Source organism: Microbacterium sp. BWR-S6Y (assembly GCF_041379845.1).
Lineage (GTDB): Bacteria > Actinomycetota > Actinomycetes > Actinomycetales > Microbacteriaceae > Microbacterium > Microbacterium hydrothermale.
On record NZ_JBFECV010000004.1, the window covers coordinates 267208 to 289570 of the forward strand.

The window sequence follows — 22363 nt, forward strand, 5'->3', positions numbered from 1 at the left end:
GCCCTAGAACCGCCCCCACGGGAGAAGAGGGGTCCCGCATCGCCCGTCAAGCCCGAGAGGACCGAGCGGCCCGCGCCTTAGCGTGCTGTCATGAAGTCGCTCGTGCGCTGGGCCCTCGCCCTGGCAATGATGTTCGCCGGTATCTCCCACCTCACCTTCGCGCGGCGGGACTTCCAGGCTCAGGTCCCAGACGCCCTCGTCGAGAAGGGGCCCCTCGATCGCGACGCGGTGGTCGTGGCATCCGGGGTCGTGGAGGCCGCGTTCGGGCTCGCCCTGATCGCGCTGCCCAAGGAACGACGACGCATCGGCGCCGCGCTGGCGGCGTTCTTCATCGCGATCTTCCCGGGCAACATCGACCAGTGGCGCAAGGGGCGCTCGGCCTTCGGGCTCGACACCGATCAGAAGCGCTTCGGTCGTCTCTTCTTCCAGCCGGCGCTGGTGGCGGCCGCGTGGTGGTCGACTCGGTGAGACGCCCGTGAGCGACATCGTCAGCCTCGAACTCGTCTTCGACGCCGAGTCGGATGCGGCGATCCGCGCTGAGTGGGACGCCCTGGTCGCGGCCGCTCTGCCCAGCCAGGCGAGCCACACCGGAGCGAGCAACCGCCCGCACATCACGCTCCTCGTGCGGGGGTCGCTGTCGAACCTCGACGGAGCGCTCCTCGCCGACGGACTTCCCCTTCCGATGACGCTCGGCGCGCCGGTGCTGTTCGGCGCGGGCCGCTCCCGGGTGATCGCCCGGTCGGTCGTGCCGTCGGCGGCGCTCCTGTCGCTGCACGCGCGCGTGCACGAGGTCGCGGGGGCGGGCGATGACGTCGACCACACGCGACCGGGCGCCTGGACCCCGCACGTCACGCTCGCGCGGCGCGTGCCCCTCGACCGGCTCGGGGAGGCGCTCGACGTCCTTTCCCAGCAGGCCCCGCCCGAGCGCGACGTGGTGGCGGTCGGCATCCGGCGCTGGGAGACGGCGACGAAGACCGTCTCCGACGTGGTCACTCATGGCACGCTGGAGGGGTGCTGACCGCCGACGCCCTCGCCTTCGTGAGCGAATACCACCTGGCCACCCTCTCGACGATCGGTCGCTCCGGTCGCATCCATGCCGTTCCGGTCGGGTTCACCTACGAAGAGGGGGTCGTCCGCGTCATCGGCTCGCGCGGCACGCAGAAGTTCGTGAACGCCGAGCGCAGCGGTCGCGCCTCCGTGTGCTCGGTCGACGGAGCGCGATGGCTGAGCTTCGAGGGACCCGCCCGGGTGAGCGACGATCCGGATGCCGTGGCCCACGCCGTTCGGCTCTACGCGGGCCGGTACCGCCAGCCGCGCGTCAACCCCGACCGCGTCGTGCTGGAGATCGCGGTGGAGCGCGTGCTGGGATCGGCGAGCCTGCGTTCCTGAGCCGTGCGGGGTTCCGTCGCGACAACTCGCGTGTCGTCCCGCGGAAGATGACGGTTCCGCGCGCGCCCGCGCGATATCGTGGAACGTCTTCCCCCGGACGCAAACCCGCTGCGTCGTCGGCACAGGGAGATGAAGAGATGTCCGGCACCACGTCACGCCCGTCACCGCCGCACGGTCGCCTCGCGGCGGCTCCCGCCGAGACCGCACGAGGATGCCTGGCCGGATGACGATGGATTCGCACGACGGGCGCCTGGACCAGGTTCTGCGCACCCTGGCCGACCGCGTCCGCAGGCTTCGTGAAGAACGCGGACTCACGCTGCTCGAGCTGTCTTTCGAGGCGGGGCTGTCGGAGTCGCGCGTGCGCGCGATCGAGGCAGGACGCACGACGGCCTCGCTCGCGACACTGGTCGCCCTGGCGGAGACGTTCGAGGTCGAGATCGCAGAGCTGTTCAGCGGCTCCGCACGTTCCGCGGGGGAGGGGGCGATCGAGACCCCGGCCAGCGCGTACGTCGTGCCGAGCGAGGTGGTGTGGGGCGGCGAGCTCCCTCCGGCCCCGTGGCTCGCCGCGACGCCCGCTCCCGCCGTGAGCCCGTACGTGGTGCCGAGCGAGGTCATCTGGGGTGGGGACCTCCCCGCCGCGCCGTGGACGTCCGCCACGGCCGCGCCGACCATGCCGGATCACCCCGGGGAACCGTCGCCGCCCCGGTCGCAGCAGACGCCGCGTGCGGGCCTCGTCGGGGGTGCGACCGGGACCGCCCGGAGAGAGGCGCCGCTTGCCGCGCCGATCGCGCCGTCGCCGGCGCGGCATCCCGTCGACGAGACCTCGCCGTACGTCGTGATCGCCTCCGGTGCGAGCACTCGCCGTCAGCCCCGTACCTTCGCTGATCTGCGGGAGGGCGCGCTGGCGGGCCGCGAGTTCGCCTCGCTGCGGCACTTCGCCGTGGCCGCCGTCGTCGAGGGCGGGTTCTCGACGGTCGCCGTCGCCCGCGTCTTCCGTCTTCCCGCGTGGAAGCTCGAGCAGTGGGTCGTCGAAGCGGGGTACCTCCGCCGCTGAGGGCGGGGCGCTGACGGACGGGGCGCGCCGCAGGCACGCCCCGCCGCGAGTCAGAGCGCGCGCAGCTTCTCGAGGAGAGGTCCGGCGATCTCGTCAACGAAGCGCTGCTGCTGCTCGTCGCCGACCTGCACGATCGCGATGTCGGTGAAGCCCGCGTCGATGAACGGGCGGACGCTCTCGGCGAGTTCGTCGAGGTCCGGACCGCAGGCGATCGAGTCGGCGACGTCCTCCGGACGGACGAACTGCGATGCTCCGGCGAAGCCCGCCGGCGTCGGCAGGTCGGCGTTCACGGCCCAGCCGCCCGCGAACCAGCGGAACTGGTCGTGGGCGCGCGCGATCGCGGCATCCTTGTCGGGATCCCAGCTGATCGGGATCTGGCCGATCTTGCGCGAAGCGCCGTCGTGGTGGGCGTCCCAGCCCGTGATGAGGTCGCCGTCGGGCTCGGTGGTGATGAGGTGGTCGCCGAGGGGCGCGAACCGCTCGATGGAGTGCTCCCCGGACACGGCCACGCCGATCGGCACCCCTCCGTCGGGCGCGTCCCAGACGCGTGCGGAGTCGACGCGGAAGTACTCGCCGTCGTACGTGACGAGGTCGCCCGTGTGCAGGGCGCGGATGATCTCGATCGCCTCGACGAGCATGTCCTGCCGCGCGTGGACCGCGGGCCATCCCTCGCCGACGACGTGCTCGTTGAGGTTCTCGCCCGAGCCGAGGCCGAGGGTGAACCGTCCGTCGGACAGCAGCTGCAGCGTGGCGGCCTTCTGCGCCACGACGGCGGGGTGATATCGCACGGTGGGGCAGGTGACGTAGGTCATCAGCTCGACATCGCTGGTCGCATGGGCGACTGCTCCGAGGACGGTCCAGGCGTAGGGGGCGTGGCCCTGGCTGGTCAGCCACGGCGAATAGTGATCGCTCGAGACCAGGAAGTCGTAGCCGGCGCGCTCGGCACCGACGGCGTAGTCGACGAGGGCCTTCGGGCCGCTCTGCTCGGTCATGAGGGTGTAGCCGAATCGCGTCATGTCGGCCACGGTAGGACGGCCGGTGAGGGCGCTCGCCGGGGTTGCGCTCGCCGCGCGGATGCGGCAGGAACGCCGAAGGGCCCGCGGCGATGCCGCGGACCCTTCGTGCGGACCTCAGTCCTCGGGGGCGTGGATGACCTTCTCTCCGTCGAAGGTCTCGCGCTCCTTCTTGCGGTCGTCATTGCGGGTCTTGCGGAGGCTCGCGATCGTCGCGACCGCCACGGTGGCCGCGATGAACAGCAGCGAGAACCAGATCGGGATCTCGGGCACCCACAGCAGCGGCTCGCCGCCGTTGATGAAGGGCAGCTCGTTGACGTGCAGAGCGTGGAAGACGAGCTTGACGCCGATGAAGGCGAGGATGACGGCCAGCCCCTGCGCGAGGTAGACGAGACGCTCGAGCAGCCCGCCGATGAGGAAGTACAGCTGCCGCAGGCCCATGAGCGCGAAGGCGTTGGCGGTGAACACGATGTACGCCTCGTTCGTGAGCCCGTAGATCGCGGGGATCGAGTCGACCGCGAAGACGAGGTCGATGAAGCCGATCGCGATGATGACGAGCAGCATCGGGGTGACGAAGCGCTTGCCGTCCTTCTTCACGGTCAGTTTGTCGTCGTTGTAGTCGGGGCTGACGGGCAGGACACGGCGGACGAACTGCATGAACTTGCCGTTCGCGGGGTCGCTCTCACCGTGCGAGAACGCCTGGCGGTACGCGAGGAAGAGCAGCAGGGCGCCGAAGATGTAGAAGATCCACGAGAAGTTCTCGATGAGCGCCGCGCCGACGGCGATGAACGCTCCGCGCATGATCAGGGCGATGACGATGCCGATCATCAGCACCTTCTGCTGGTAGATCTTCGGCACCGCGAACCCGGTCATGATGATCAGGAACACGAAGAGGTTGTCGATCGAGAGGGCCTTCTCGGTGAGGTAGCCCGCGAAGTATTCGCCGCCGAAGGTCCAGCCCGACACGACGCCGATACCGACGCCGAAGAGCAGGGCGAGGCCGATGTAGAACGCCGACCAGCGGGCCGACTCGGCGATCGACGGCTCGTGCGGTTTGCGCACGTGCGCGAAGAACTCGAAGACGAAGAACGCGACCGTGATCGCGATGGTGATGATCCAGATCAAGGGTGTGACGCCCAAGACGGCCTCCAAGGGAAACAGGTGTACGACAAGACACCAAGGTCTCCTCCACCCGGCGAGATGGGCCGACGTCCCGGGTCCTCGATGGCGTGGACCGTATTGACGAGATCGTCGCGGTGGGAGTACTCCCCTTGCTGAGACCAGTCTACGGGAGGCGGCTGGAAATTCCCTCGCTGGACGTCGCCCGCGCACGTGTGCTAGCCGGGCACCGAAGCGACCGCCCCGGGGCGAGATCGCGAAGCACCTGGGACACGGCGACGCAAGCCCCGCCTCCCGGATCCCCGAGGGGGTCAGGATGCCGATCACGACCAGCTCCGAGGAGGACGACGATGACCGAACGCGAAGAGACCCAGGACGCTCCCGTCATGGACGGTGCCACCGACGCCGGGGTGGAGGAGAAGAAGGACGGCGCCCGCGAGCAGCAGGCCGCCGACGCGGCGGTGCAGGATGACGCGCCGCAGAGCGACATCGTCCCGGGTGATGCCTCGAAGGAGGACCTGAAGGACGACCTCCGCAGCATCCGCGGCTACGGCGAGGACCGCTGAGCCGGACGACGACTCCCGTCCGGAGCCAGGTGGGGGACGGGCTCGACGGACGGGAGTCGTCGGGGACGCCGGATCGACGTCATCCGCGCCGGCGAATGCCGGGGCCGGGTAGAAGAAGAGTACGCGCGGGCGGGCGGAAACGAGCCGGCTCTCAGCCGATGCGAAGACGGCGCCGAAGCACCTCGCGGAATCGCCAGGTCGCTTCCCTCAGCCGGTGCCGACGGGCGGCGCGCGAGAGCGTCACCGCCCACCGGGTGAGGACCGTCGCCTCGTCCAGGGAGCGCGTCCTGTCGACGGCGTTCCGGCGCATCCGCGAGAGCTCGTCGGGGGCGAGGGATGCCGCTTGCACCAGCGTGTCGGCGAGGGCCTGCACGTCGCCCGCCGGGACCAGCCATCCGGTACGGCCGTGGGCGATGAGTTCGCGGGGGCCGTACGGCACGTCGTAGGCGATCGGAAGGCATCCCGCGGCCATCGCTTCGGCGACGACGAGTGAGAACGCCTCCGAGCGACTCGTCATCAACAGGAACGATGCATCGCTCAGGGCCTCCCGTGCTGCGGGGTCGAACCCGCGCAGACGGATGCCATCAGCGACGAGTCCCTCCAGTCGCGGGCGGGCGGGACCGTCTCCGTACACGTCGAGTCCGAGAGAGGGAGAGACGTTCCGAGCGCGGGTGACCGCGTCGATGGCGTCCTCCACGCGTTTGATGGGCTCCAGCCGGGCGAGCACGACGGCGCCGTCGCGGTGCCGCGCGGTGTCGACGCCGTCGACCGGCGCGACCGGATGCGGCACGACGGCCAGCAGCGGTGCGGGCCCGACCTGGCGACGGACGTCACCCGCCTGTCGGGCGGTGCAGAACACGACGGCGTCGAAGGCGCTGAGGCGAGAGAAGACCTCCGCTCGCGAGGCGCGGATCGCCGAGCCGTCGTCGGTGAGGTGCGAGCCGTGGACGACGTGCACCACGACCACCCCCGGGCGGCGGTAGCCGGCGGCGAAACGCGCCATCGCCTTGCTGTCGACGAGGACGAACGAGCGCTCGCCCGCGATGAGCCGGTCGAGCCAGGAGGCGTAGAGCTCCCGCACCCAGCGCCAGGCGGCGCGCGGCTGTCCACTCGCGTCGCACGTGACGATCACGCGGCGCGGGCGGCCGGACGAGTGCGGGACGTCGCGGCGATCGCTCACGGCGAGCGTCCCGTCGTCGCGCAGATGGTCGATCTGACGGACGAGGCCGTCGGCATCCGTCCGGATCCGCCGGACCAGGATGCCGCCGGAGTATTCGCGTCGCGTGTCGGCGTCGTCGGACAGGGGGGAGAAGCCGGAGCCCGCCCCCACGGGCCGCCCGCGAAGATCGTTCTCGCGCAGCCAGTCCCACAGGTTGGTGATGCCGACGCCCTCCGAGAGGGCGCCGCGGCGCTCGACCTCCGCCGCGACAGCGGCCCTGTCGTCGCGGTCGTCGCACGTCAGCACGTGCACCGGGGTGCCGCCGCGCTCGGCGAATAGGCGGGACCGCTGCAGGAGAGCGGCCGTCAGACCGCCGTACTCGCTCGGGATCCCCCACGTCAGGACGAACTGGCGCCCGTGGGGGAGGATCGACCCCCGGGTCATCCGGCGTCGTCGGTGGGGATCTCTCCGGCCGCGATCGCATCGGCGTAGGTGCGGATGTCGGGGCCGGGCTCGTAGTCGATGAAGCGGTCCTTGATGCGCGCGTTGATCTGCGCGAACGCCTCGTCCGACGAGATCCCGTCGCTCTCGCGGGCGATCGCGACGACGGCCTCGCGCAACACACCGTCGGCGTCGTCGAGGATCTTCTGCCGCGCGGGTTCGTTCCAGCGGATGTCCGAAATGTCCATGGCCTCACCCTAGGGCGGTCCCGGTGGCCGCGATCCCGGGGTTGCGCGCGGCGTGCGCGCGTGCGCGTCGTCGCCGTCCGCAACCCCGCCCGCCGCGCGGTCCTCGCACCGCAGGATGGACGGATGTCGAGGGATGCCGTGGCAGCCGTGCGCACCGGGATGCGCGATCTCTCGTGGTGGGTGCGCGACTACGCCTACGCCGTGCGCGCGCAGGCCCGCGCCGTGCGGGGGCGAGGGATCGCGGCATCCCTCGCGGAGGGGGAGGGGCGGCCGATCGTCCTTCTGCCGGGGATCTACGAGACGTGGCGCTTCCTGGAGCCGCTGGCCCGCGTCCTGCACGAGCGCGGGCACCCGGTCCATGCCGTGGTCGAGCTCGGCGGCAACCGGCGTCCGATCGCAGAGTCCGCCGAGCGCGTGGGGGCCTTCCTCGTGGCGCACGACCTCCACGACGTCGTGCTCGTCGCCCACAGCAAGGGCGGGCTCATCGGGAAGCACCTCATGGCCTTCTCTCCGGAGGGAGCGCGCGTGCGCGCGATGGTCGCCGTCGCCACACCGTTCGGCGGATCGCGTTACAGCAGACTGATGCCGACCCCCTCCCTCCGGGCGTTCGCCTCCGGCGACGCCACCATGCGCGCGCTCGCCGCCGCCGCGGAGGCGAACGCCCGGATCGTCTCGGTCTATGGCCCCTTCGATCCGCACATTCCCGAGGGGAGCGAGCTCGCCGGAGCGCGCAACGTCCGCCTCGCGGAAGGGGGGCACTTCCGTGTCCTCGCCGACCCGCGCGTGGTCGCGGAGGTCGTCCGCGCTGCGGAATGAGCGGCCCGCGCCGCACGCGGAGCGTCAGGACGCCGAGCCCCTCCGACCCGGGGAGGTTCAGCGCAGCAGGACCGTGGCCTCGGGATCCTCGGCGACGAGGTCGCCGAGCGCCACGGCCGTCACCTCGACCGAGGCCAGGGCGGCGATCCCCGACAGCGTGGTCAGGAACGCGGTGTCGGCCGCGTCACGGCCGGTCGCGATCCGCACGAAGTGCGCGCGCGGCGCGAGGCGAGTGGCATCCACGACCTCCCACCGCCCCTCGACGAACGCCTCGACGACGGCGTGGAAGTCCATCGGCTCGAGCCCGGGGGCAAACACCGAGACGAGTCGCGCGGGGATGCCGGCGGCCCGCAGCAGAGCGATGGTGACGTGTGCGTAGTCGCGGCAGACTCCGGCGCCCTCGCGCAGCGTGTCGAGGGCGGTGTCGGCGGGGCCGCTCGCTCCGGAGACGTAGCGGAGACGACCGGCGACCCGGTTGACGATCTCGCTGACCGCCTCGCGAGCCGACTCCGCCTCCACCGACGCGTCGTCGGTCAATCGGGGGTCGTCGGAGGGGGCGTAGCGGCTGGGCCGGAGGTATCGGACCGAGTCGAGATCGTCCGACGGAGCGGGGGTGGAGGGGCTGGACACGAGACCTTGATAGGAGACGACGGTGCGCCCGGGCGGCAGGAGCGCCCGGTGCACCCGGGTCCCGTGGGCGTCGCCGAGAGCGCTCGCCGTGACGTCGTGGCCGTCGGCGTGGACGGTCAGATTCTCTTCGACGGCCCACCCGTCGGCGGGCACGACCGAGAGGACGACGTCGGCTTCCTGCTCGACGTCGAGGATCAGCTCGACCCCGACTCGTGCCCTCACGCGGCCGCGTCCGGTTCGAGAGGGGAGGCGCGGGTTGCCGCCGCCTCGGGGCAGCACGTCCCACTGACGGCGCAGAGGTCGGCGACGGCGCACCGCATCCGTGTCAGGAACTGCGTCACCGCCGCGGTTTCGGACTCACTCATCCCTCGCGTCGCCCGCATCATCCGGGCGTGCATGGCGGTGAGGGTGTCTCGGATCTCCTCATCGGCATGGGTCGTGCTCGTGACCACGATCTTGCGCCGATCGGACGGGTGCGGGTGGCGCTGCAGGTGCCCGGACTTCTCCAGACGGTCGAGGAGGGCGGTCATGGATGCCGTCGACACGCCGAGATGCCGAGCGAGATCGATCGGCGTCACCACGGAGCCCTCGGAGGCGGACCGCGCGAGATAGCGCAGGACGAGCAGTTCGTTCTCGCCCATCGACATGGACTCCTGCGTGCGCCGACGCATCGCCATCTCGGCGGAACGGTACGCGCGCATGGCCTCCATGATCCGGGCACCGCGCTCGTCGTCGGCGCTGTCGCTGTACCAGTAGGACGGGGGCGAGGGCGTGTCGGTGTTCATCTCGCTCCTAATATCTCGCTTGCCTATTCGCTAGTCTACCTAGTAAGTTCATCCGTGAGCAACGAGCAAAGGGGTCACATCATGGCGAAGCTCTTCTACGGCACCACGACGGAGCCGATTCAGATCGACGACCGGCTGCTGGCGCATGTCAAGGTGGTCGTCGCCACCAAGCTCCGCCGCGGTGAGAGCTTCACCCTCTCGTGGGTCCACGGCCCGGATCAGCCCGTCGGCCGCTCCACGATCTGGCTGCAGCCGTCGATCCCTCTGCGCTTCGTCTTCGACTCCGAACAGCCGGAGGCGCTGGATCAGAACCTCCTCAAGCGCATGGCGAACGACGCCAATTCCTCGCGAGGCCTGAGCCTCGACATCGCCGTCGAGGAGCCCGCCGCCGGCGTCGCACCGACGCGGTCGAGCTCGCCCAAGAGCGCGTCCACGCGCTCGCTCGCGCGCGCCGCCTGAATCATCTCCCCGCCGCCCGCGCGGGCGGCTCGCCGAGAGCCGGGCTCCGCGCTCGCCGCTGCGTCATCCCCTAAGGAAAGACCCGTATGAACCCCGTCGCGTCATGGGAACTGCCCACAGAGCCCATCTCCGTGATTACCGCCGAGGCGCTGGAGGCTGCGGCGTCCCACTGACGTCGTCCGGCGCCGCGGTGACATCGGATCCGGCGCCCTCGTTCCGGATCCGCACGATGGCGATGATGAAGACGACCGCTCCCACGCCAACGAGCGCGAGCTTCGGCTCGGTGGGGGAATCGGCCGGGAAGAGCAGCGTGGGCACCGCGGCCACAACCGCCGCCGCTCCGCTGAGCACCGCACCGAGGGGGCGCCGAGATCGAGTCATCGCGTCTTCCCTCCTGCCGTCCGACCACCTCAGCCTAGGCGAGTCGCGCGGGCGCATAGCGGGACTCGGCCTCGCCGTCCAGCACCCGGAGCACGGTCACCGCGGCGCATAGCGTGACGGGACCGACGAAGGGAGCGCCGTGCTCACTCGAAAGACCCCCCTGTTCGTCTCCGCGGTTCTCGCCGCCTCGATCGCCCTTGCCCCGGGGCCCGTCGCCGCCACCGCGGCGGAGCGGGGCGCGCCGCAACCGCAGATCGTCGCGGACTCCTCTTCCGCCGTCGTCGGCGAGCAGGCCCAGCCCGACTCGGAGGCGGAGGCCGGGCGTCTCGCCTTCGTGCTGATCCCGCTGATCGGAGCGGCGGTGGTCGTCGTGGGAGCGATCGTGGTGATCTCGCGAGGTCGGCGTCGCCGGCGCGGGGATTGAGCCGGCGCGGTCCTCAGGGGACGATGTACCCCGCCGCGCGGACCAGCGCATACCACTCCGCCCGGGTGAGTGAGAGGTCCGAGCCCTCCGCCGCGTCGCGCACGCGCTCGGGCGTCGTCGTTCCCAGGACCACCTGCATCCCCGCCGGATGCCGCGTGATCCAGGCCACGGCGATGGCCAGGGGCGTCACGCGATAGTGGTTCGCGAGATCGTCGATCACCCGCGTGAGCTCGGCGTACTCGGGGTGGCCCAGGAAGACACCGCCGCCGCCCCGCGTGCCCTGCAGGGGAGACCAGGCCTGCAGCGTGATGTTCTCGATGCGGCAGTACTCCACGAGCCCGCCGCCGTCCAGGACCGCCGACTGGGGTGCCGTCTCCATGTTCGCGGCGAGGCCCTGGACGACCAGGGGTGCGTGCGCGATGGACAGCTGTACCTGATTGGCCACGATGGGCTGGCGGACCGCGGTGCGCAGCAGGTCGATCTGGCGGGGCGTGTGATTGGAGACGCCGAAGGCGCGCACCTTTCCCGACTGCTCGAGATGATCGAACGCGCGGGCCACCTCGTCGGGCTCGACGAGCGCGTCGGGTCGGTGCAGGAGAAGGACGTCGACATAGTCGGTGCGCAGGGCCCGGAGCGATTCCTCGACGGAGGAGACGAGATGGTCGTACGAGAAATCGAAGTACGGGCCCTCGCGGACGATGCCCGCCTTCGTCTGCAGACGGATCTCGGACCGCTCGCCGGCGCTCAGCGACAGAGCTTCGGCGAATCTCGTCTCGGCCGAGTGCAGGGTCTTCGCGTAGATGTCGGCGTGATCGAAGAAATCGATCCCGGACTCACGCGCCGCGTCGTAGAGGGCGCGCACCTCCGCGTCGGTCTTGTCGTCGATCCGCATCATCCCCGCCACGACATTCGGGACGGCGAGACCGGAGGGGCCGAGGGGAACACTGCGCATCACCCCACGCTAGCCGGGTGACGCCCGACCGCGGCCCGGTGTCAGCGTTCCGTGGTGTCGTCGGTCTCGTCCGAGCGTTCGGGCGAGGAGGGGGCGTCCGCCGCCGCCGGATCGCTCTCGTCGGTGCCGGTCTCGTCGACACCGGTCTCAAAGGTGCCGGTCTCGTCGAAGGCGAGCCCGTCGCGGGCACCGCGGGGAGCGGCGCGGAGCAGTTCGTTCATCTCGGCCATGAAGCTGCCGAGCTGTTGCTGCTGCCATCGGAGGTCCCGCGTGCGGTCTTCCGCGTCGCGGAGGACCCCCGTGGCGTGGTTCGTGATCGTGTCGGCGATCTTCTGCGCGCGCTCGCGCGACTCGTCGAGGATCTCGCGGGCGCGCACCTGAGCGTCAGCTTCGGTCCGCTGCGCCTGCGCGCGGGCGAGACGTTCGTAGTCGTCCGCGCGCGCGGCGATGCGTCGAGCGTGCTCGAGAGCGGCTTCGACCTGCTCGGTCGCGTCGGATGTGATGCGCTCGGCGTGGGCGACGGCCTGGTTGTGCAGCACGAGGAACTCCTGCTGCGCCTCGTCCTGCCGGCGTGTGAGCGACTCCTCGAACTCGAGCACCCGGGCCGTCATCTCGCGCACGTCCCGCTCCGCCTTGGCGCGGAGGTCAGTGGTCTCGCGGGACACCAGCGATCGCAGCGCCGCGGCTCCCTTCTCGGACTCCGTGCGGATGGCGAGCGCTTCGCGCTCCGCCTGCGACACCCGCTCGGCCGCGTGGGCGGCTTCTCTCTCGAGCCGTGCGGCGTGCGCGGTGGCCTCCGTCTCGACGCGGAGACGGATCTGATCCGCGTCGTGCTGCGCCTCGGCGCGCAGACGGGTCTGCTCGGCGAGCGCTTCTTCGCGGATGGAGGCGGCTTCGTCGTGGGCGCTCGCGAGCAGCCGTTCCGACTGGCCCACCGCGTTCTGCACGAGGACCGATGCCTGTTCCTCCGCGACCCGGAGGATCGCGTCGAACTGCTGCCGGCCCTGCTCAGGATCGTCGTCGCCCCGTCGAGCGGCGAAGTCGCTCGACAGCGCGGAGATCTGCGTCTCCGCCTCCGCGGCGCGGGCCGATGCCTCGCGCAGTTGCTCGCGGGAAGCACCGTTCTCCTCGGCGTGGCGGCGGGCCGCTTCTTCGAGCTCCTGATCGTGTTCCGCTCGCTGCTGCGCGAAGACCGCTTCTGCGCGCAGCTTGGCGTCGTGGGCGTCCTCGGCGCTGCGACGGAGCCGCTCGCCGAGTTCTCGAACGGCTTCGTCGACCGCCTCGCGGTCGTAGCCCCGGAACCCGACGGGGAAGACGGGACCGTCGTCTCCGTCGATCGACCTCAGGAGGGCATCGAGCTCGGCATCCGATGTCGGGGACTCGTCGACGCGGTCGTCGTCGGGACGATTCGGATCGTTGTCGGCTCGATCGGTCACGGGGTTCCTCCTCGGTGTTCGCGCCCCCTGCGCCTTCCGATTCAACCCCACCGGTCGTTTCGGTCGGAGGTGTTCGGGGGAGGTTCTCAGAGGATGCGCGGCCCGACAGCCGGGTGCCGTGGCCGGGGCCGCGCATCCAGGAATGAGCAGAGGTAGGGGAGAGTGAGGTTCTGGGGGAGAGCCACTCGACGTCCGCTCGCTTTCACTCTGGCAGCGGCCGTCGCGGGGTCGTCGCGAGGGGCGGTTTTTTCATCCCCGGCTTCGCCTCCGGCCGGCGCGTCCGCTCGCCTCTTCCGCGTTCTCCCGCCGGGCATCGTCGAGGTGCGGGCAGAGCGATGGTCCTTTCGCGCGGCCCCCCGGCTCACGCGACGACGCTCTCGCTCTGCCCGCTCGCCCAGCATCCATCCCCGGGGAGAACCGCCCCGCGGCGTCGGCGGTGAAATCACCCACCGCGTAAGGGACATCACCCGTGCTCCGCAGGCCCGACGACACCGAGACGGTAATGTTGCGGAGCCCGATCCAGGAGGACCCGATGACCGAGACCGTCGAACGGCCGACCGGCATCCTGCCGCCCCGCGCCGCGGGCCGGTCCGCGGTCCAGGCCGGGATCGGAGCCGGTGCCGCCTTCGTCAGCGCGGCGCTCATCTGGGTCTGCCGGGTGTGGGACCCGAGCGTCCACTACGTCAGCCAGCTCGGCGCGACGGGGATGTCGACCGCCCCCCTCTTCAACGCCGCGCTGCTGCTCCTCGCGATCGCCGCGGTGCTCGTCGACCGCGCGCTGCGGGGAGACGGCGGCCTCTATCGTGTCGGTTGGCCCGTGGCGACCACCCTCCTCCTCTGCGGGCTGTGCTTCGGTGTCGCCTCCGCCGTCACCTGTTCACCGGGCTGCCCGGTGCCTTTCACCGACGGGTCGCTCCCGCAGGATCTCATCCACATCACGTTCGCCGTCGTCGGCTTCGTCCTCGCGATCGTCGCCATGGGCCAGGTCGCCGCCCTCCGTCGGCGCCCGTGGATGAGGGCGGCGAGTGTGCTCACTCTCGTCGCCGTCGGTGCGACCGCGCTCACGGGGGCCATGATCGCGCTGTTCCGCGGTGACACGGTGCTCGGCGGCAACCTCGAGTTCACGGCGGCGACTCTCGCGATCACGTGGTTCGGCATCTTCGGATCGCAGGTGGCGATCGAGCACCGTGCGGCCGCGGGCGGGCGCCGAGGCCGCTGACGTGACGAACAGGCCCCCGCACCCTCGGCGGAACGCATCCGTCGCACTGAGGTGGATCCGGCGACTGTCCGGGATCCTGCTTCCCGTCGCGGCCCTTCTCGTCGTGGTGACGGTGCTGAAGGGCGCGGGGGTGCCGCTCACCGTTCCGGGCGTGCTGATCGCGATCGGCCTGCTCTTCGTCGTTCGATTCGCGATGGGGTGGTCGCGGCGCGGACGCCGCGACCCCCCTGTCACGCCTCGCCGTCGCTCTCGATGAGTCCCCACGCGTGCGCCGCGCGGATGGCGCTCGAGCGGTCCGACACCTCGAGCTTGCGGTAGAGGCTCTGCAGCTGCGTCTTCACCGTGTTCGGTGAGACGACGAGAGCGCGCGCGATCTCGGCGATGGTCGAGGTGGGAGTGAGGTGCGCCAGCACGACCTGCTCGCGCTTGGTCAGGTGCGGCACGCTCACCGAGGACGCGAAGAACGACGCGCGCTCGGTGATCTCGGCGCGAGCCGCGGGTGACAGCATCCGGAGCACCAGGTGCCGATCCTCGGGGGCGACCGCGCTCCACGGCCCCCACAGGTCGTGCCGCGTGCTGAGCGCCTCCGCCCGCTGGACCGCGGTGCGGTGCGCGTCGACCCCGTTCAACCGGACATCGGCGACGACGCTGACCACCAGGCTCTCGAGAGCGGCGCGCGCGGACGGCTCGTGATGCAAGCCCCACTTGACGCTCATCACGAACGCCTCGTGCGTCCTCCCGGCGTACAGCTGCGAGAGCGCGATCGCCGGTGCCGTGGCGGGGGAGAGGGCGAACGGGCCCTCGAAGAGGGCGAGGGCCTTGCGGGCCTGCCGCAACGCGATGAGCACCTTCGCGCGGGCCGTGAGCATGTGGGTCGACTGGAAGTGCGAGGGCGGCGTGCTGCGCGCTCGTGCCATCCACGCCCGCAGCAGACCGAGAGCATCGGATGCCGCGCCCGACAGGAGGAAGGACAACGCGTGCGCCGACGCGGCGAAGGGCCACAGCTCCCGTCCGCCCTGCGAGGCCGTCGTCGCGTCGAATCGCGCCCGGGCCGTCGCGGCGTCGCCGGCCTCCAGGAGCAGCCACGCCTCGGCGATGCGCATCCCCTCGCCCCACGGCGACGAGAACCACGGGTCCTCGCGGTTCTCCTCGATCAGGACTCGCGCACCGCGCACATCGCCCTCGAGAAGGGCGATGACGGCCTGTGCGCCACGGGCCCGCATCTGCCGAGCCGGGGGCGCCGCCCGCTCCGCGTGCCCCAGCGCGAGCGTGGCGTCGCGGAGTTTGCCCATGGCGAAGGCGGTCATGCCGACCTGATACCAACCCTCGTGGACGAGTTCGCCCTCCAGATCCCGGCGGCGGCGCAGGGCGTCGGACAGTAGGGCCGCGGCTTCGGTCGCGAGCGCGAACCGACCCGCGGCGCGAAGGAGGCTCACCCGGAGGACGAGCGCCTCGACGTTGCCGGCGGCAGCGCTCTTGGCGTCGGGGAGTCGCCCGAGAGCCCCGACCACGTGCGCGGGGGTCTCCGACGAGATCGCCGTCTCGGGGTCGAGGGCCAGCAACGCGTCGACCACGCGCGGCTCGGTGGGAGCGCCCGTCCTCAGCGAAGCGACGAGCCGGTCGAAGGTCTCCCGGTCACGCGCCCAGATCTCAGGCCCGGATGCCCGCAGGACCCCGGCGAGAGTGCTCCACTGGCCGGCATCCGCGGCGAGGCGCGCAGCCAGGAGGGATTCCCCTCCCTCCACGAGATGCCCGAGGAGACGGAGCTGGGCTGCGGCGACGAGTTGCGGGCTGCGTGCGGCGATGTCGCTCAGCCACTGCGCCCGGATCGGCTCCGCGAGGGTGACGCGCATCGAGCCGGGCCAGACGAGCCCCGCGCTCTGCATCCGGGCGAGGAGGTCGCGCGAGAGGACGGTCGTGGTGTCCATGCCGATCGCCTCGGCGAGGGGCGCCGTGACGTAGGGCGCGACGGCGAGGAGTCGCATCTCGTCGGTCACCGGCAGGCCCAGTCGCTGTTCCATGTCGGTGGTGAGAGCGGAGACCGCGTATCGCGCGGCCGAGACCGCGTCGTCGTGCGTCCGCAGCGCCATCCCCTCCAGGCGCAGGTGCGCGCTGGCGAGCTGCCCCAGAGCGGGCCACCCGTAGGTGAGATCCACGAGGGCGTCGATGGCGGACTCGGACGACTCGACCCCGTTCAGCGAGAGGACGGTGGCCAGCTCGTCGCGTGTGATCCGCAGGTCTTCGGGCGAGATCACCTGCACGTCGAACTCCAGGGCCACGAGCGGGCTCTCCCACCCCGTCGACAGGCGCGTGGCCACGATGATGCGCAGGGCCGGATCGCTGCGCAGCATGCCGAGGAGATCCTCGGTCGAGAGCCCGGCATCCTCGGCGAAGTTGTCGACGAGGAGGATGTGGATCGGAGGCCCTGCGGCGAACGCGTCGAGGACGTCCGGGATGGATGCCGCTGCCGCGTGGGCTCCGTCGATCAGCTGCACGCCCCGCTCGGGGTCGTCTTCCAGTGACGTGGCGAACTGACGCAGCAGCGAGGTCTTCCCCACGCCGGCGGGCCCGCGCACGAGGACCACGTCCGCCGTCAGCGCCTCGTGCAGCCGCGCGAGGGTCGCCGCCCGAGGGGTCCAGAAGCGGCTCGTGCGACGATTCGAACGAGCGTTCGTCGGCAGCCTGTCCACATCGATGAGCATCGGTACCTCCAGTCCGGAACCCGGGTGCGTCTTCGACGGACACCCGTGCGTTCGACGAGTCGCCGACCACGCACGAATGATCCTGGGGGTGAGGCAGGGGTCGATCCGGACCGAACGGCGCTCTTTCATCCCTCTCGTCATCCCCTTCTCACCCCATGCGCATCACCCTTTCCGTCATCCCCCACCGCTCGGTGCGGACTCGCCCGTCGGTCGCGCGCGACCGGCCGTTCCGACGCCCTCGTCGAGCGTGCCTATGCTGCGGACGTCTCGACGGGGCTCGCCGTCGGGCGTGGAAAGGCGGACTCGAGTGGACATGCAGCGGGTGGTGCGCATCCTGCGCGCCTATTGGAAGGCGATCGTCGCGCTGACGGTCGCGGGTGGTCTCGTGGGTCTGGCTTGGAGTGCGGTGCAGCCGCGGGTCTACACCGCGGATGCCAGCGGCTACGTCGCGGCGGTCGCGTCGGACGGGTCGACCGGTGCGGCCCTGGCCGGGGATCAGCTGGCGCTGTCGAAGGTGAAGTCCTTCATCGACATGGGCTACTGGCGGAGTGTGGCGGAGACCGCGAAGTCCGATCTCGGACTCCCGGACAGTCCGGAGGCGCTCGTGCAGCGTGTGAAGGTGTCGAATCCCGTCGACACGGTCAACGTCCGCGTCGATGCCACCGGTCCGACGCCGGAGTCCGCGCGGGATCTCGCCGAGGCGTGGATCCGCGGGATGACCGCGGAGGTCGATCAGCTCCAGTCGGGCGGAGGAGGTCAGAGTGCCGTCCGGCTCATCGCGGGGGACTCCGCGCGGTTGCCGACCGCGCCGTCGTCTCCGAACGTGAAGCTGGACATCGCGATCGGCGCGCTCGTCGGTGCCGTCGCGGGGATCGTCTTCGCCCTCGTCCGCCGGGCTTTCGACCGGCGGATCCGATCGGCATCCGACATCACCGGGACCATCGCCGCGTCGGTGGTCGGCATCCTCCCCGTCGACAAGGATTTGGCCTCGGGTCGCGCCGTGTTCTCCTTCGACGACATCCGTGACGGGCGGGGCTCGTTCGCCCACAAGGAGGCGATGCGGGAACTGCGGACCAACCTGCAGTACGTCGACGTCGACAGGCCCGCCCGGGTGATGGTGATCACGAGCCCGCTTCCGGGCGACGGCAAGTCGACGACGGCAGCCAATCTCGCGGTGAGCATCGCCGCCACGGGGCAGGCCGTCATCCTCGTCGACGCGGACCTGCGACGCCCGGTCCTCGGCGGCATGTTCGGCTTCTCCGACGACGTGGGCCTCTCGGACGTGCTGGCCGGTCGCGCGCAGATCGAACAAGTCGCCCATCAGGTCGACGAGAAGGGGAGCCTGTTCGTCGTCGCCGCGGGACGCACCCCGCCCAACCCCAGCGAGATGGTCGGCTCGCAGCGCATGCAGGCGCTCGTCCGCAAGCTCGCCGAGGACCTCGTCGTCATCGTGGACTCCCCGCCGACGCTCGCGGTCGCCGACGCCGCCGTGATCGCGAGCTGGGCGGACGGGGCGGTGCTCGTCGTCACGGCCGGTCGCACCACGGACGACATGCTGTCGCGCGCGGCGGAGAACATCGGAAAGACCCGGGGGCATCTCCTGGGGGTCGTCCTCAACCGGGTCCCGCTCCGCGGCGTCGACTCGAGCTATTACGGCGGTCGCTACGGCGGCTACTACGGATACGGCTCGCCCCGGGACGAGGGGCGCACGCGGGGGCTCTTCGGCCGCCGACGCCGTGGCGCGAACGGCTCGATCACCGACGAGTCCACCGGCGCCCGTCGACGTTCGACGGACGTGCAGCCCGAGAACGTCAGCGGGTTGCGGACGCTGGCGCAGCGGAGGACTTCGACACGGGCCGAGGGTGAGTCGTCGAGTGAAAAAACGACGACGGTGACCACTGTCGCGCCGCGCGCCGAGCGGCGACGCCGCACGACGTCCTGAGACGCTGCGCACGCGAAAGGCGCCGGCCGCATGGCCGGCGCCTTTCGCGTGTTCTCGTCAGTGGGCGGTGTCGCCGGGGACGAGCACGGCCTTGAAGGTCCGCGCGAGGATCGTCAGATCGCCCACGAGAGACCAGTTCTCGACGTAGAAGAGATCGAGTCGGATGGCGTCGTCCCACGCGAGGGCGGAACGACCGCTCACCTGCCAGAGCCCGCTCATGCCGGGACGAACCATCAGTCTCCGGTGAGCGTCGTCGTCGTAGAACTCGACCTCCGCATCGCGCTGCGGCCGCGGCCCGACCAGGCTCATCTGGCCGGCCAAGACGTTGATCAGCTGGGGCAGCTCATCGAGCGAATACTTGCGGAGCCACCGGCCGACCGGGGTGATCCGGGGGTCGTTCGCCACTTTGAACAGCGGAGTGCCCTCTCGTCCCTGTGCGGCGAGGAGTTCCTGCAAGCGCGCGTCGGCGCCGTCCACCATCGATCGGAACTTCAGCATGCCGAATCGCTGCCCGCCCTGTCCGATGCGGTCCTGGCGGTAGAAGACCGGCCCCGGTCCCGATGCCCGTACGAGGAGCGCCAGCACGAGGAAGAGCGGCGCGAGCAGAAGGAGGAGCGCGCCCGACCCGATGATGTCGAACGTGCGCTTGAGGATGCGCTGCGTCGCTGAGAACTGCGGGGTCTCGATGTGGACGAGGGGGAGCCCGGCGACGGGGCGCGTGTGAAGTCGAGGGCCCGCGACATCGGTGAGGTTGACCGCCACGATGAGGTGCTCGCGGCCGGGATCCAGCCCCCAACCGATGCGCCTGATGTCCTGCGCCTCGAGCAGAGCCCCACCGGAGACCAGGACGCTATCGGCCCGGAGATCCGACAGTCGACGACGCAACGCCTCCGCCTGAGCATCGTCCCATGCCGAGCGGCTGTCGGCGGCGACTTCGTGCACGCCGACCACTCGCAGCCCCGCAGCCGGTTGTCGGGCCAGCTCCGCGGCGACGCGGGCATTCTCGTCGGCTCCGCCGACCAGGACCACGCGAGAACTCATCGCGCCGAGGCGGCGACGGCGGCGGAGCCACACTCTGCACAACGCGCGCCCCGCGAGCAGCGAAGCCGTCCCGGCGGGGAGGCTGAGGAGGAAGTACCCGCGGGAGACGTCGGCGCCGGTCAGGTAGGCCACGATCGCCAAGCCCCCGAACAGTTGGAAGGATGCCGCGAGGATCAGTCGGTACTCGAGCACTCCATACCCGATGCTCCGCGGGAGACGGGATCCCCAGACGGTGAGGGCGCCGAACCAGCAGACGGTGAGGATCAGCGACAGGGTCGTGTAGTCCACGGACGACGAGGCGACATCGACGGGATGCGGCCCGAGCCAGAGGACCTGTGACCCGAAGACGGCCGCCGCGACGACCGTGAGATCGATCGCTCCGAGGAGCCGTGCGTACCGGCGTGGCCAGGGTCGGGGGTGAGCAGGCTCCGCCGTGGTGAGGTGGGTTGTCGGTCGAGGTGAGTCGATAAATGAGACGGAAGGATTCATCTGTGCTCCGCGGACCGCGCCCCGAGGTCCTGAAGAAGCCGTCGGCCGGGCGTGGATACGACGGTGGGCGCGGGAACTGTCCCATCGACGTCGGGATCGACGATGCCGCTCCCGACCCGCTCCGCAGGGGTGAGGTGTCGCTGACGTCCGCGGCAGCCCGCAGGAGCGGTGGGAGACCGTCGGTGTGGGCGGGCGCTGCCGGGGGGTGTGCCCGGATCGCTCCGTCGCTCACCCTGCCGGACGTATCGCTCACCACCCTCCGAGAGGCGGGCTCCGCTCGGCCGAGGAGCACCACAGCATGTTGACATGTTCATGTGAGCGTGGGCGGCCGATCAAGCTGGAACCATGAGCGAAGCGCCCGACCCCTGGACCGAATTCGCGCGAGAGCTCGGAGTGCGTCTTCTCCGCGCTCGCGCGGAGAAGCGGATGTCGCAGGAGCAGGTCGCCCACGCAGCCGGGCTCGCGACCTTCACCTACCGGAAGCTCGAGAAGGGCGAATCGAACCCGGGCACGGCGGCGAACCCGCGGCTTCGCACCCTGGTCTTCCTTGCCGAGGTGCTCGACATTCCGCTTCACGACCTCGTTCCGCCGCCGCCGGGGGGCCTCGCTCCCGGTCGGTGACGGCGGTGTCGGAGGTTCGGGTCAGACTTGCTTCGTGCCCACCCACGTCCGGTCCGCCCACTCGGGCGGTCCTCTGAGAGAGGTGCGCGCAATGACCCGATCCGACGGTTTCCCGTCCGACCCCCACACCTGCAGGTACGACTGGTGCTCCACTGAACACGGACGCACCGTGCACGCGCTCGACGAAGATCACCGCAGCGCGGGGTACGCCGTCACCGTGCGCGTGCGGAACGCGGCCGAACACGGTGAGGGCCGGTTCGAGGAGTGGGAGGTCGGACTGCTGCGGAGGTCCTCCGATGACGAGACGTGGTTCGTCGTCGAACGCCCGGGCGACGGATCCATCGCTCTCTCTCGGGATGCCGCGAGGGCGTTGAGACGAGCCATCGAGACCGACCGGTATCTGCGTGAATTCTCTGCGACGGGTGACTCAGGGGAGTGATGTCGCGCGTCCGGCGATTCGCCGGTCGTGGGCGTACGTCCACACCGCGGCTCCTGCGTACAGCACGCAGAGAGGCAGCGCGACGAACAGCATGCTCATGATGTCGGAGGCGGGTGTCACCACCGCGGAGAACACGACGATCACCACCAGCGCGATCCTCCATCCGCGGATGATCGCTCGGGCGCTCAGGACGCCGGCGGCATTGAGAGCGATCAGCGCCAGCGGAGAGACGAACGACAACCCGACGCCGAGAATGAGCTTCAGGAGGAAGTCGAAGTACTGACCGGCCGTGAGTATGGTCGTCGAGGCAGCCGGGGCGAAACCGGCCAACAGATTCACCACGTGTGGAACGATCGTCCACCCGAATCCCACGCCGATGAGGAAGAGAGGCACGGCCGCGCACACGAAGCCGATCCCGATCCGACGTTCCCGCGAGGTGAGGGCCGGCACGAGGAAAGCCCAGACCTGCCAGATCCACACCGGCGCGGCCAGGACGATACCCAGCGTCAGCGCGATCTTGAATCGGAGGTCGAATGCTTCGCCGAGACGCGTGAAGTTCAAGCTCGTCACGGACGGGCCCTGCACGTGAGCGAGAGGATCGGCGACGGCGGCGATGACCGCGTCCGACAGGAAGAACCCGATCACACCGCCCACCAGAATGGCGGACGCAGTGATCACCAACCGACGTCGGAGCTCCGAAAGATGGGAGAGGAGGGGCATCGCCCCTCCTCTCCCATCCCGTCGGGCCGGCTCCCGTCGACGTCGCTTGCGATCGTCGCGGCTCACGCGTGCGTCGAAGGGTCCGGGCGACCGGTCTCCGCGTGCTCGGTCGGCTGAGACGAGGTGGAGGGAGCGTCGCCGCCGCCGTTCTCGGAAGCTCTGCTTTCGGAGCGGAGAATCCGCACGGACTCGCCGACGCTCTTCGCGAGGCCGGGCAGCTTGGCCGCCCCGAACAGGAGGAGAACCACGGCGAGGATCAGCAAGAGGTGCCATCCGGAGAACGCGTTGCCGAAGATGCCCATGGCGGAGTCCTTTCGA

General features: G+C 70.6%; 25 protein-coding genes. 12 read left to right on the forward strand and 13 right to left on the reverse strand.

Annotated elements, in window-relative coordinates:
- The first annotated feature begins 90 nt into the window (after positions 1-90).
- The 4 genes from AB1K56_RS10700 (at position 91) to AB1K56_RS10715 (ending at position 2443) form a co-directional block, all read left to right on the forward strand.
- The gene (locus tag AB1K56_RS10700) at positions 91-468 is read left to right on the forward strand and encodes a hypothetical protein (RefSeq protein WP_371205616.1); all 378 of its coding nucleotides are present in this window, start codon (positions 91-93) and stop codon (positions 466-468) included.
- 7 nt (positions 469-475) lie between these two features.
- Entirely contained in the window at positions 476-1018 is a 543-nt protein-coding gene (locus AB1K56_RS10705; RefSeq protein ID WP_371205618.1) for a 2'-5' RNA ligase family protein, read from the forward strand.
- Complete coding sequence (locus AB1K56_RS10710; RefSeq protein ID WP_136585920.1) at positions 1012-1389, forward strand: PPOX class F420-dependent oxidoreductase; 378 nt, start codon at positions 1012-1014, stop codon at positions 1387-1389. Before AB1K56_RS10705 ends, AB1K56_RS10710 begins: the two co-directional genes overlap by 7 nt.
- A 223-nt stretch (positions 1390-1612) precedes the next feature.
- Positions 1613-2443 (forward strand): helix-turn-helix domain-containing protein, encoded by an 831-nt coding sequence (locus AB1K56_RS10715; protein WP_371205619.1) that lies wholly within the window; start codon positions 1613-1615, stop codon positions 2441-2443.
- A gap of 50 nt (positions 2444-2493) precedes the next feature.
- Here AB1K56_RS10715 and AB1K56_RS10720 read toward each other — a convergent pair whose 3' ends face one another.
- Complete coding sequence (locus tag AB1K56_RS10720) at positions 2494-3459, reverse strand: LLM class F420-dependent oxidoreductase (RefSeq protein WP_371205620.1); 966 nt, start codon at positions 3457-3459, stop codon at positions 2494-2496.
- A gap of 114 nt (positions 3460-3573) precedes the next feature.
- Positions 3574-4596 (reverse strand): TerC family protein, encoded by a 1023-nt coding sequence (locus AB1K56_RS10725; protein WP_371205621.1) that lies wholly within the window; start codon positions 4594-4596, stop codon positions 3574-3576.
- A gap of 329 nt (positions 4597-4925) precedes the next feature.
- Between AB1K56_RS10725 and AB1K56_RS10730 the strand changes: the two genes are divergently transcribed.
- Positions 4926-5141: a hypothetical protein gene (locus AB1K56_RS10730; protein ID WP_264630010.1), complete on the forward strand. Its 216-nt coding sequence runs from the start codon at positions 4926-4928 to the stop codon at positions 5139-5141.
- Between the two features lie 151 nt (positions 5142-5292).
- Here AB1K56_RS10730 and AB1K56_RS10735 read toward each other — a convergent pair whose 3' ends face one another.
- Both AB1K56_RS10735 and AB1K56_RS10740 read right to left on the reverse strand, forming a co-directional pair.
- Positions 5293-6744 (reverse strand): glycosyltransferase, encoded by a 1452-nt coding sequence (locus AB1K56_RS10735; protein ID WP_371205622.1) that lies wholly within the window; start codon positions 6742-6744, stop codon positions 5293-5295.
- Complete coding sequence (locus tag AB1K56_RS10740) at positions 6741-6989, reverse strand: hypothetical protein (RefSeq protein WP_136585914.1); 249 nt, start codon at positions 6987-6989, stop codon at positions 6741-6743. Before AB1K56_RS10740 ends, AB1K56_RS10735 begins: the two co-directional genes overlap by 4 nt.
- A gap of 60 nt (positions 6990-7049) precedes the next feature.
- On the opposite strand from AB1K56_RS10740, the gene AB1K56_RS10745 reads away from it, so the two are divergent.
- The gene (locus AB1K56_RS10745) at positions 7050-7805 is read left to right on the forward strand and encodes an esterase/lipase family protein (protein WP_371205623.1); all 756 of its coding nucleotides are present in this window, start codon (positions 7050-7052) and stop codon (positions 7803-7805) included.
- Positions 7806-7862: 57 nt separating this feature from the next.
- On the opposite strand, the gene AB1K56_RS10750 is transcribed toward AB1K56_RS10745, so the two are convergent.
- Together AB1K56_RS10750 and AB1K56_RS10755 are read right to left on the reverse strand one after the other, a co-directional pair.
- The gene (locus AB1K56_RS10750; protein WP_371205625.1) at positions 7863-8657 is read right to left on the reverse strand and encodes a transglutaminase family protein; all 795 of its coding nucleotides are present in this window, start codon (positions 8655-8657) and stop codon (positions 7863-7865) included.
- A complete protein-coding gene (locus AB1K56_RS10755; RefSeq protein WP_371205626.1) occupies positions 8654-9220 on the reverse strand; it encodes a MarR family winged helix-turn-helix transcriptional regulator in 567 nt (188 codons plus the stop codon). Before AB1K56_RS10755 ends, AB1K56_RS10750 begins: the two co-directional genes overlap by 4 nt.
- Before the next feature lie 81 nt (positions 9221-9301).
- Between AB1K56_RS10755 and AB1K56_RS10760 the strand changes: the two genes are divergently transcribed.
- The gene (locus AB1K56_RS10760) at positions 9302-9679 is read left to right on the forward strand and encodes a hypothetical protein (protein WP_371205627.1); all 378 of its coding nucleotides are present in this window, start codon (positions 9302-9304) and stop codon (positions 9677-9679) included.
- A 135-nt stretch (positions 9680-9814) separates the two neighbouring features.
- On the opposite strand, the gene AB1K56_RS10765 is transcribed toward AB1K56_RS10760, so the two are convergent.
- Positions 9815-10060, reverse strand: a complete 246-nt coding sequence (locus AB1K56_RS10765; protein WP_371205628.1) for a hypothetical protein — start codon at positions 10058-10060, stop codon at positions 9815-9817.
- A 139-nt stretch (positions 10061-10199) separates the two neighbouring features.
- Here AB1K56_RS10765 and AB1K56_RS10770 point away from each other — a divergent pair, with 139 nt between their 5' ends.
- On the forward strand, positions 10200-10484 hold the full coding sequence (locus AB1K56_RS10770) for a hypothetical protein (RefSeq protein WP_371205629.1): 285 nt from the start codon (positions 10200-10202) through the stop codon (positions 10482-10484).
- Between the two features lie 13 nt (positions 10485-10497).
- On the opposite strand, the gene AB1K56_RS10775 is transcribed toward AB1K56_RS10770, so the two are convergent.
- Complete coding sequence (locus tag AB1K56_RS10775; protein WP_371205630.1) at positions 10498-11436, reverse strand: aldo/keto reductase family oxidoreductase; 939 nt, start codon at positions 11434-11436, stop codon at positions 10498-10500.
- Positions 11437-11477: 41 nt separating this feature from the next.
- On the reverse strand, positions 11478-12872 hold the full coding sequence (locus AB1K56_RS10780; protein ID WP_371205631.1) for a cell division initiation protein: 1395 nt from the start codon (positions 12870-12872) through the stop codon (positions 11478-11480).
- A gap of 532 nt (positions 12873-13404) precedes the next feature.
- On the opposite strand from AB1K56_RS10780, the gene AB1K56_RS10785 reads away from it, so the two are divergent.
- Positions 13405-14091 carry a DUF998 domain-containing protein gene (locus AB1K56_RS10785; protein ID WP_371205632.1) on the forward strand — a complete coding sequence of 229 codons (687 nt, stop codon included), beginning with the start codon at positions 13405-13407 and terminating at the stop codon, positions 14089-14091.
- Positions 14092-14321: 230 nt separating this feature from the next.
- Here the strand turns inward: AB1K56_RS10785 and AB1K56_RS10790 are convergent, their stop codons facing one another.
- Positions 14322-16793 (reverse strand): LuxR C-terminal-related transcriptional regulator, encoded by a 2472-nt coding sequence (locus AB1K56_RS10790; protein WP_371205633.1) that lies wholly within the window; start codon positions 16791-16793, stop codon positions 14322-14324.
- A 313-nt stretch (positions 16794-17106) separates the two neighbouring features.
- Here AB1K56_RS10790 and AB1K56_RS10795 point away from each other — a divergent pair, with 313 nt between their 5' ends.
- Positions 17107-18735 (forward strand): polysaccharide biosynthesis tyrosine autokinase, encoded by a 1629-nt coding sequence (locus tag AB1K56_RS10795; RefSeq protein WP_371205784.1) that lies wholly within the window; start codon positions 17107-17109, stop codon positions 18733-18735.
- A 57-nt stretch (positions 18736-18792) separates the two neighbouring features.
- On the opposite strand, the gene AB1K56_RS10800 is transcribed toward AB1K56_RS10795, so the two are convergent.
- Positions 18793-20265 (reverse strand): sugar transferase, encoded by a 1473-nt coding sequence (locus AB1K56_RS10800; RefSeq protein WP_371205634.1) that lies wholly within the window; start codon positions 20263-20265, stop codon positions 18793-18795.
- Positions 20266-20610: 345 nt separating this feature from the next.
- Here AB1K56_RS10800 and AB1K56_RS10805 point away from each other — a divergent pair, with 345 nt between their 5' ends.
- The gene (locus AB1K56_RS10805; protein ID WP_136585902.1) at positions 20611-20886 is read left to right on the forward strand and encodes a helix-turn-helix transcriptional regulator; all 276 of its coding nucleotides are present in this window, start codon (positions 20611-20613) and stop codon (positions 20884-20886) included.
- A 91-nt stretch (positions 20887-20977) separates the two neighbouring features.
- The gene (locus tag AB1K56_RS10810) at positions 20978-21325 is read left to right on the forward strand and encodes a hypothetical protein (RefSeq protein WP_371205635.1); all 348 of its coding nucleotides are present in this window, start codon (positions 20978-20980) and stop codon (positions 21323-21325) included.
- Here AB1K56_RS10810 and tatC read toward each other — a convergent pair.
- Both tatC and AB1K56_RS10820 read right to left on the reverse strand, forming a co-directional pair.
- Positions 21314-22045, reverse strand: a complete 732-nt coding sequence (tatC, locus tag AB1K56_RS10815) for a twin-arginine translocase subunit TatC (RefSeq protein ID WP_371205636.1) — start codon at positions 22043-22045, stop codon at positions 21314-21316. The genes AB1K56_RS10810 and tatC overlap by 12 nt on opposite strands.
- Before the next feature lie 62 nt (positions 22046-22107).
- Positions 22108-22347 (reverse strand): twin-arginine translocase TatA/TatE family subunit, encoded by a 240-nt coding sequence (locus tag AB1K56_RS10820; RefSeq protein WP_371205785.1) that lies wholly within the window; start codon positions 22345-22347, stop codon positions 22108-22110.
- Between the last annotated feature and the right edge of the window lie 16 nt (positions 22348-22363).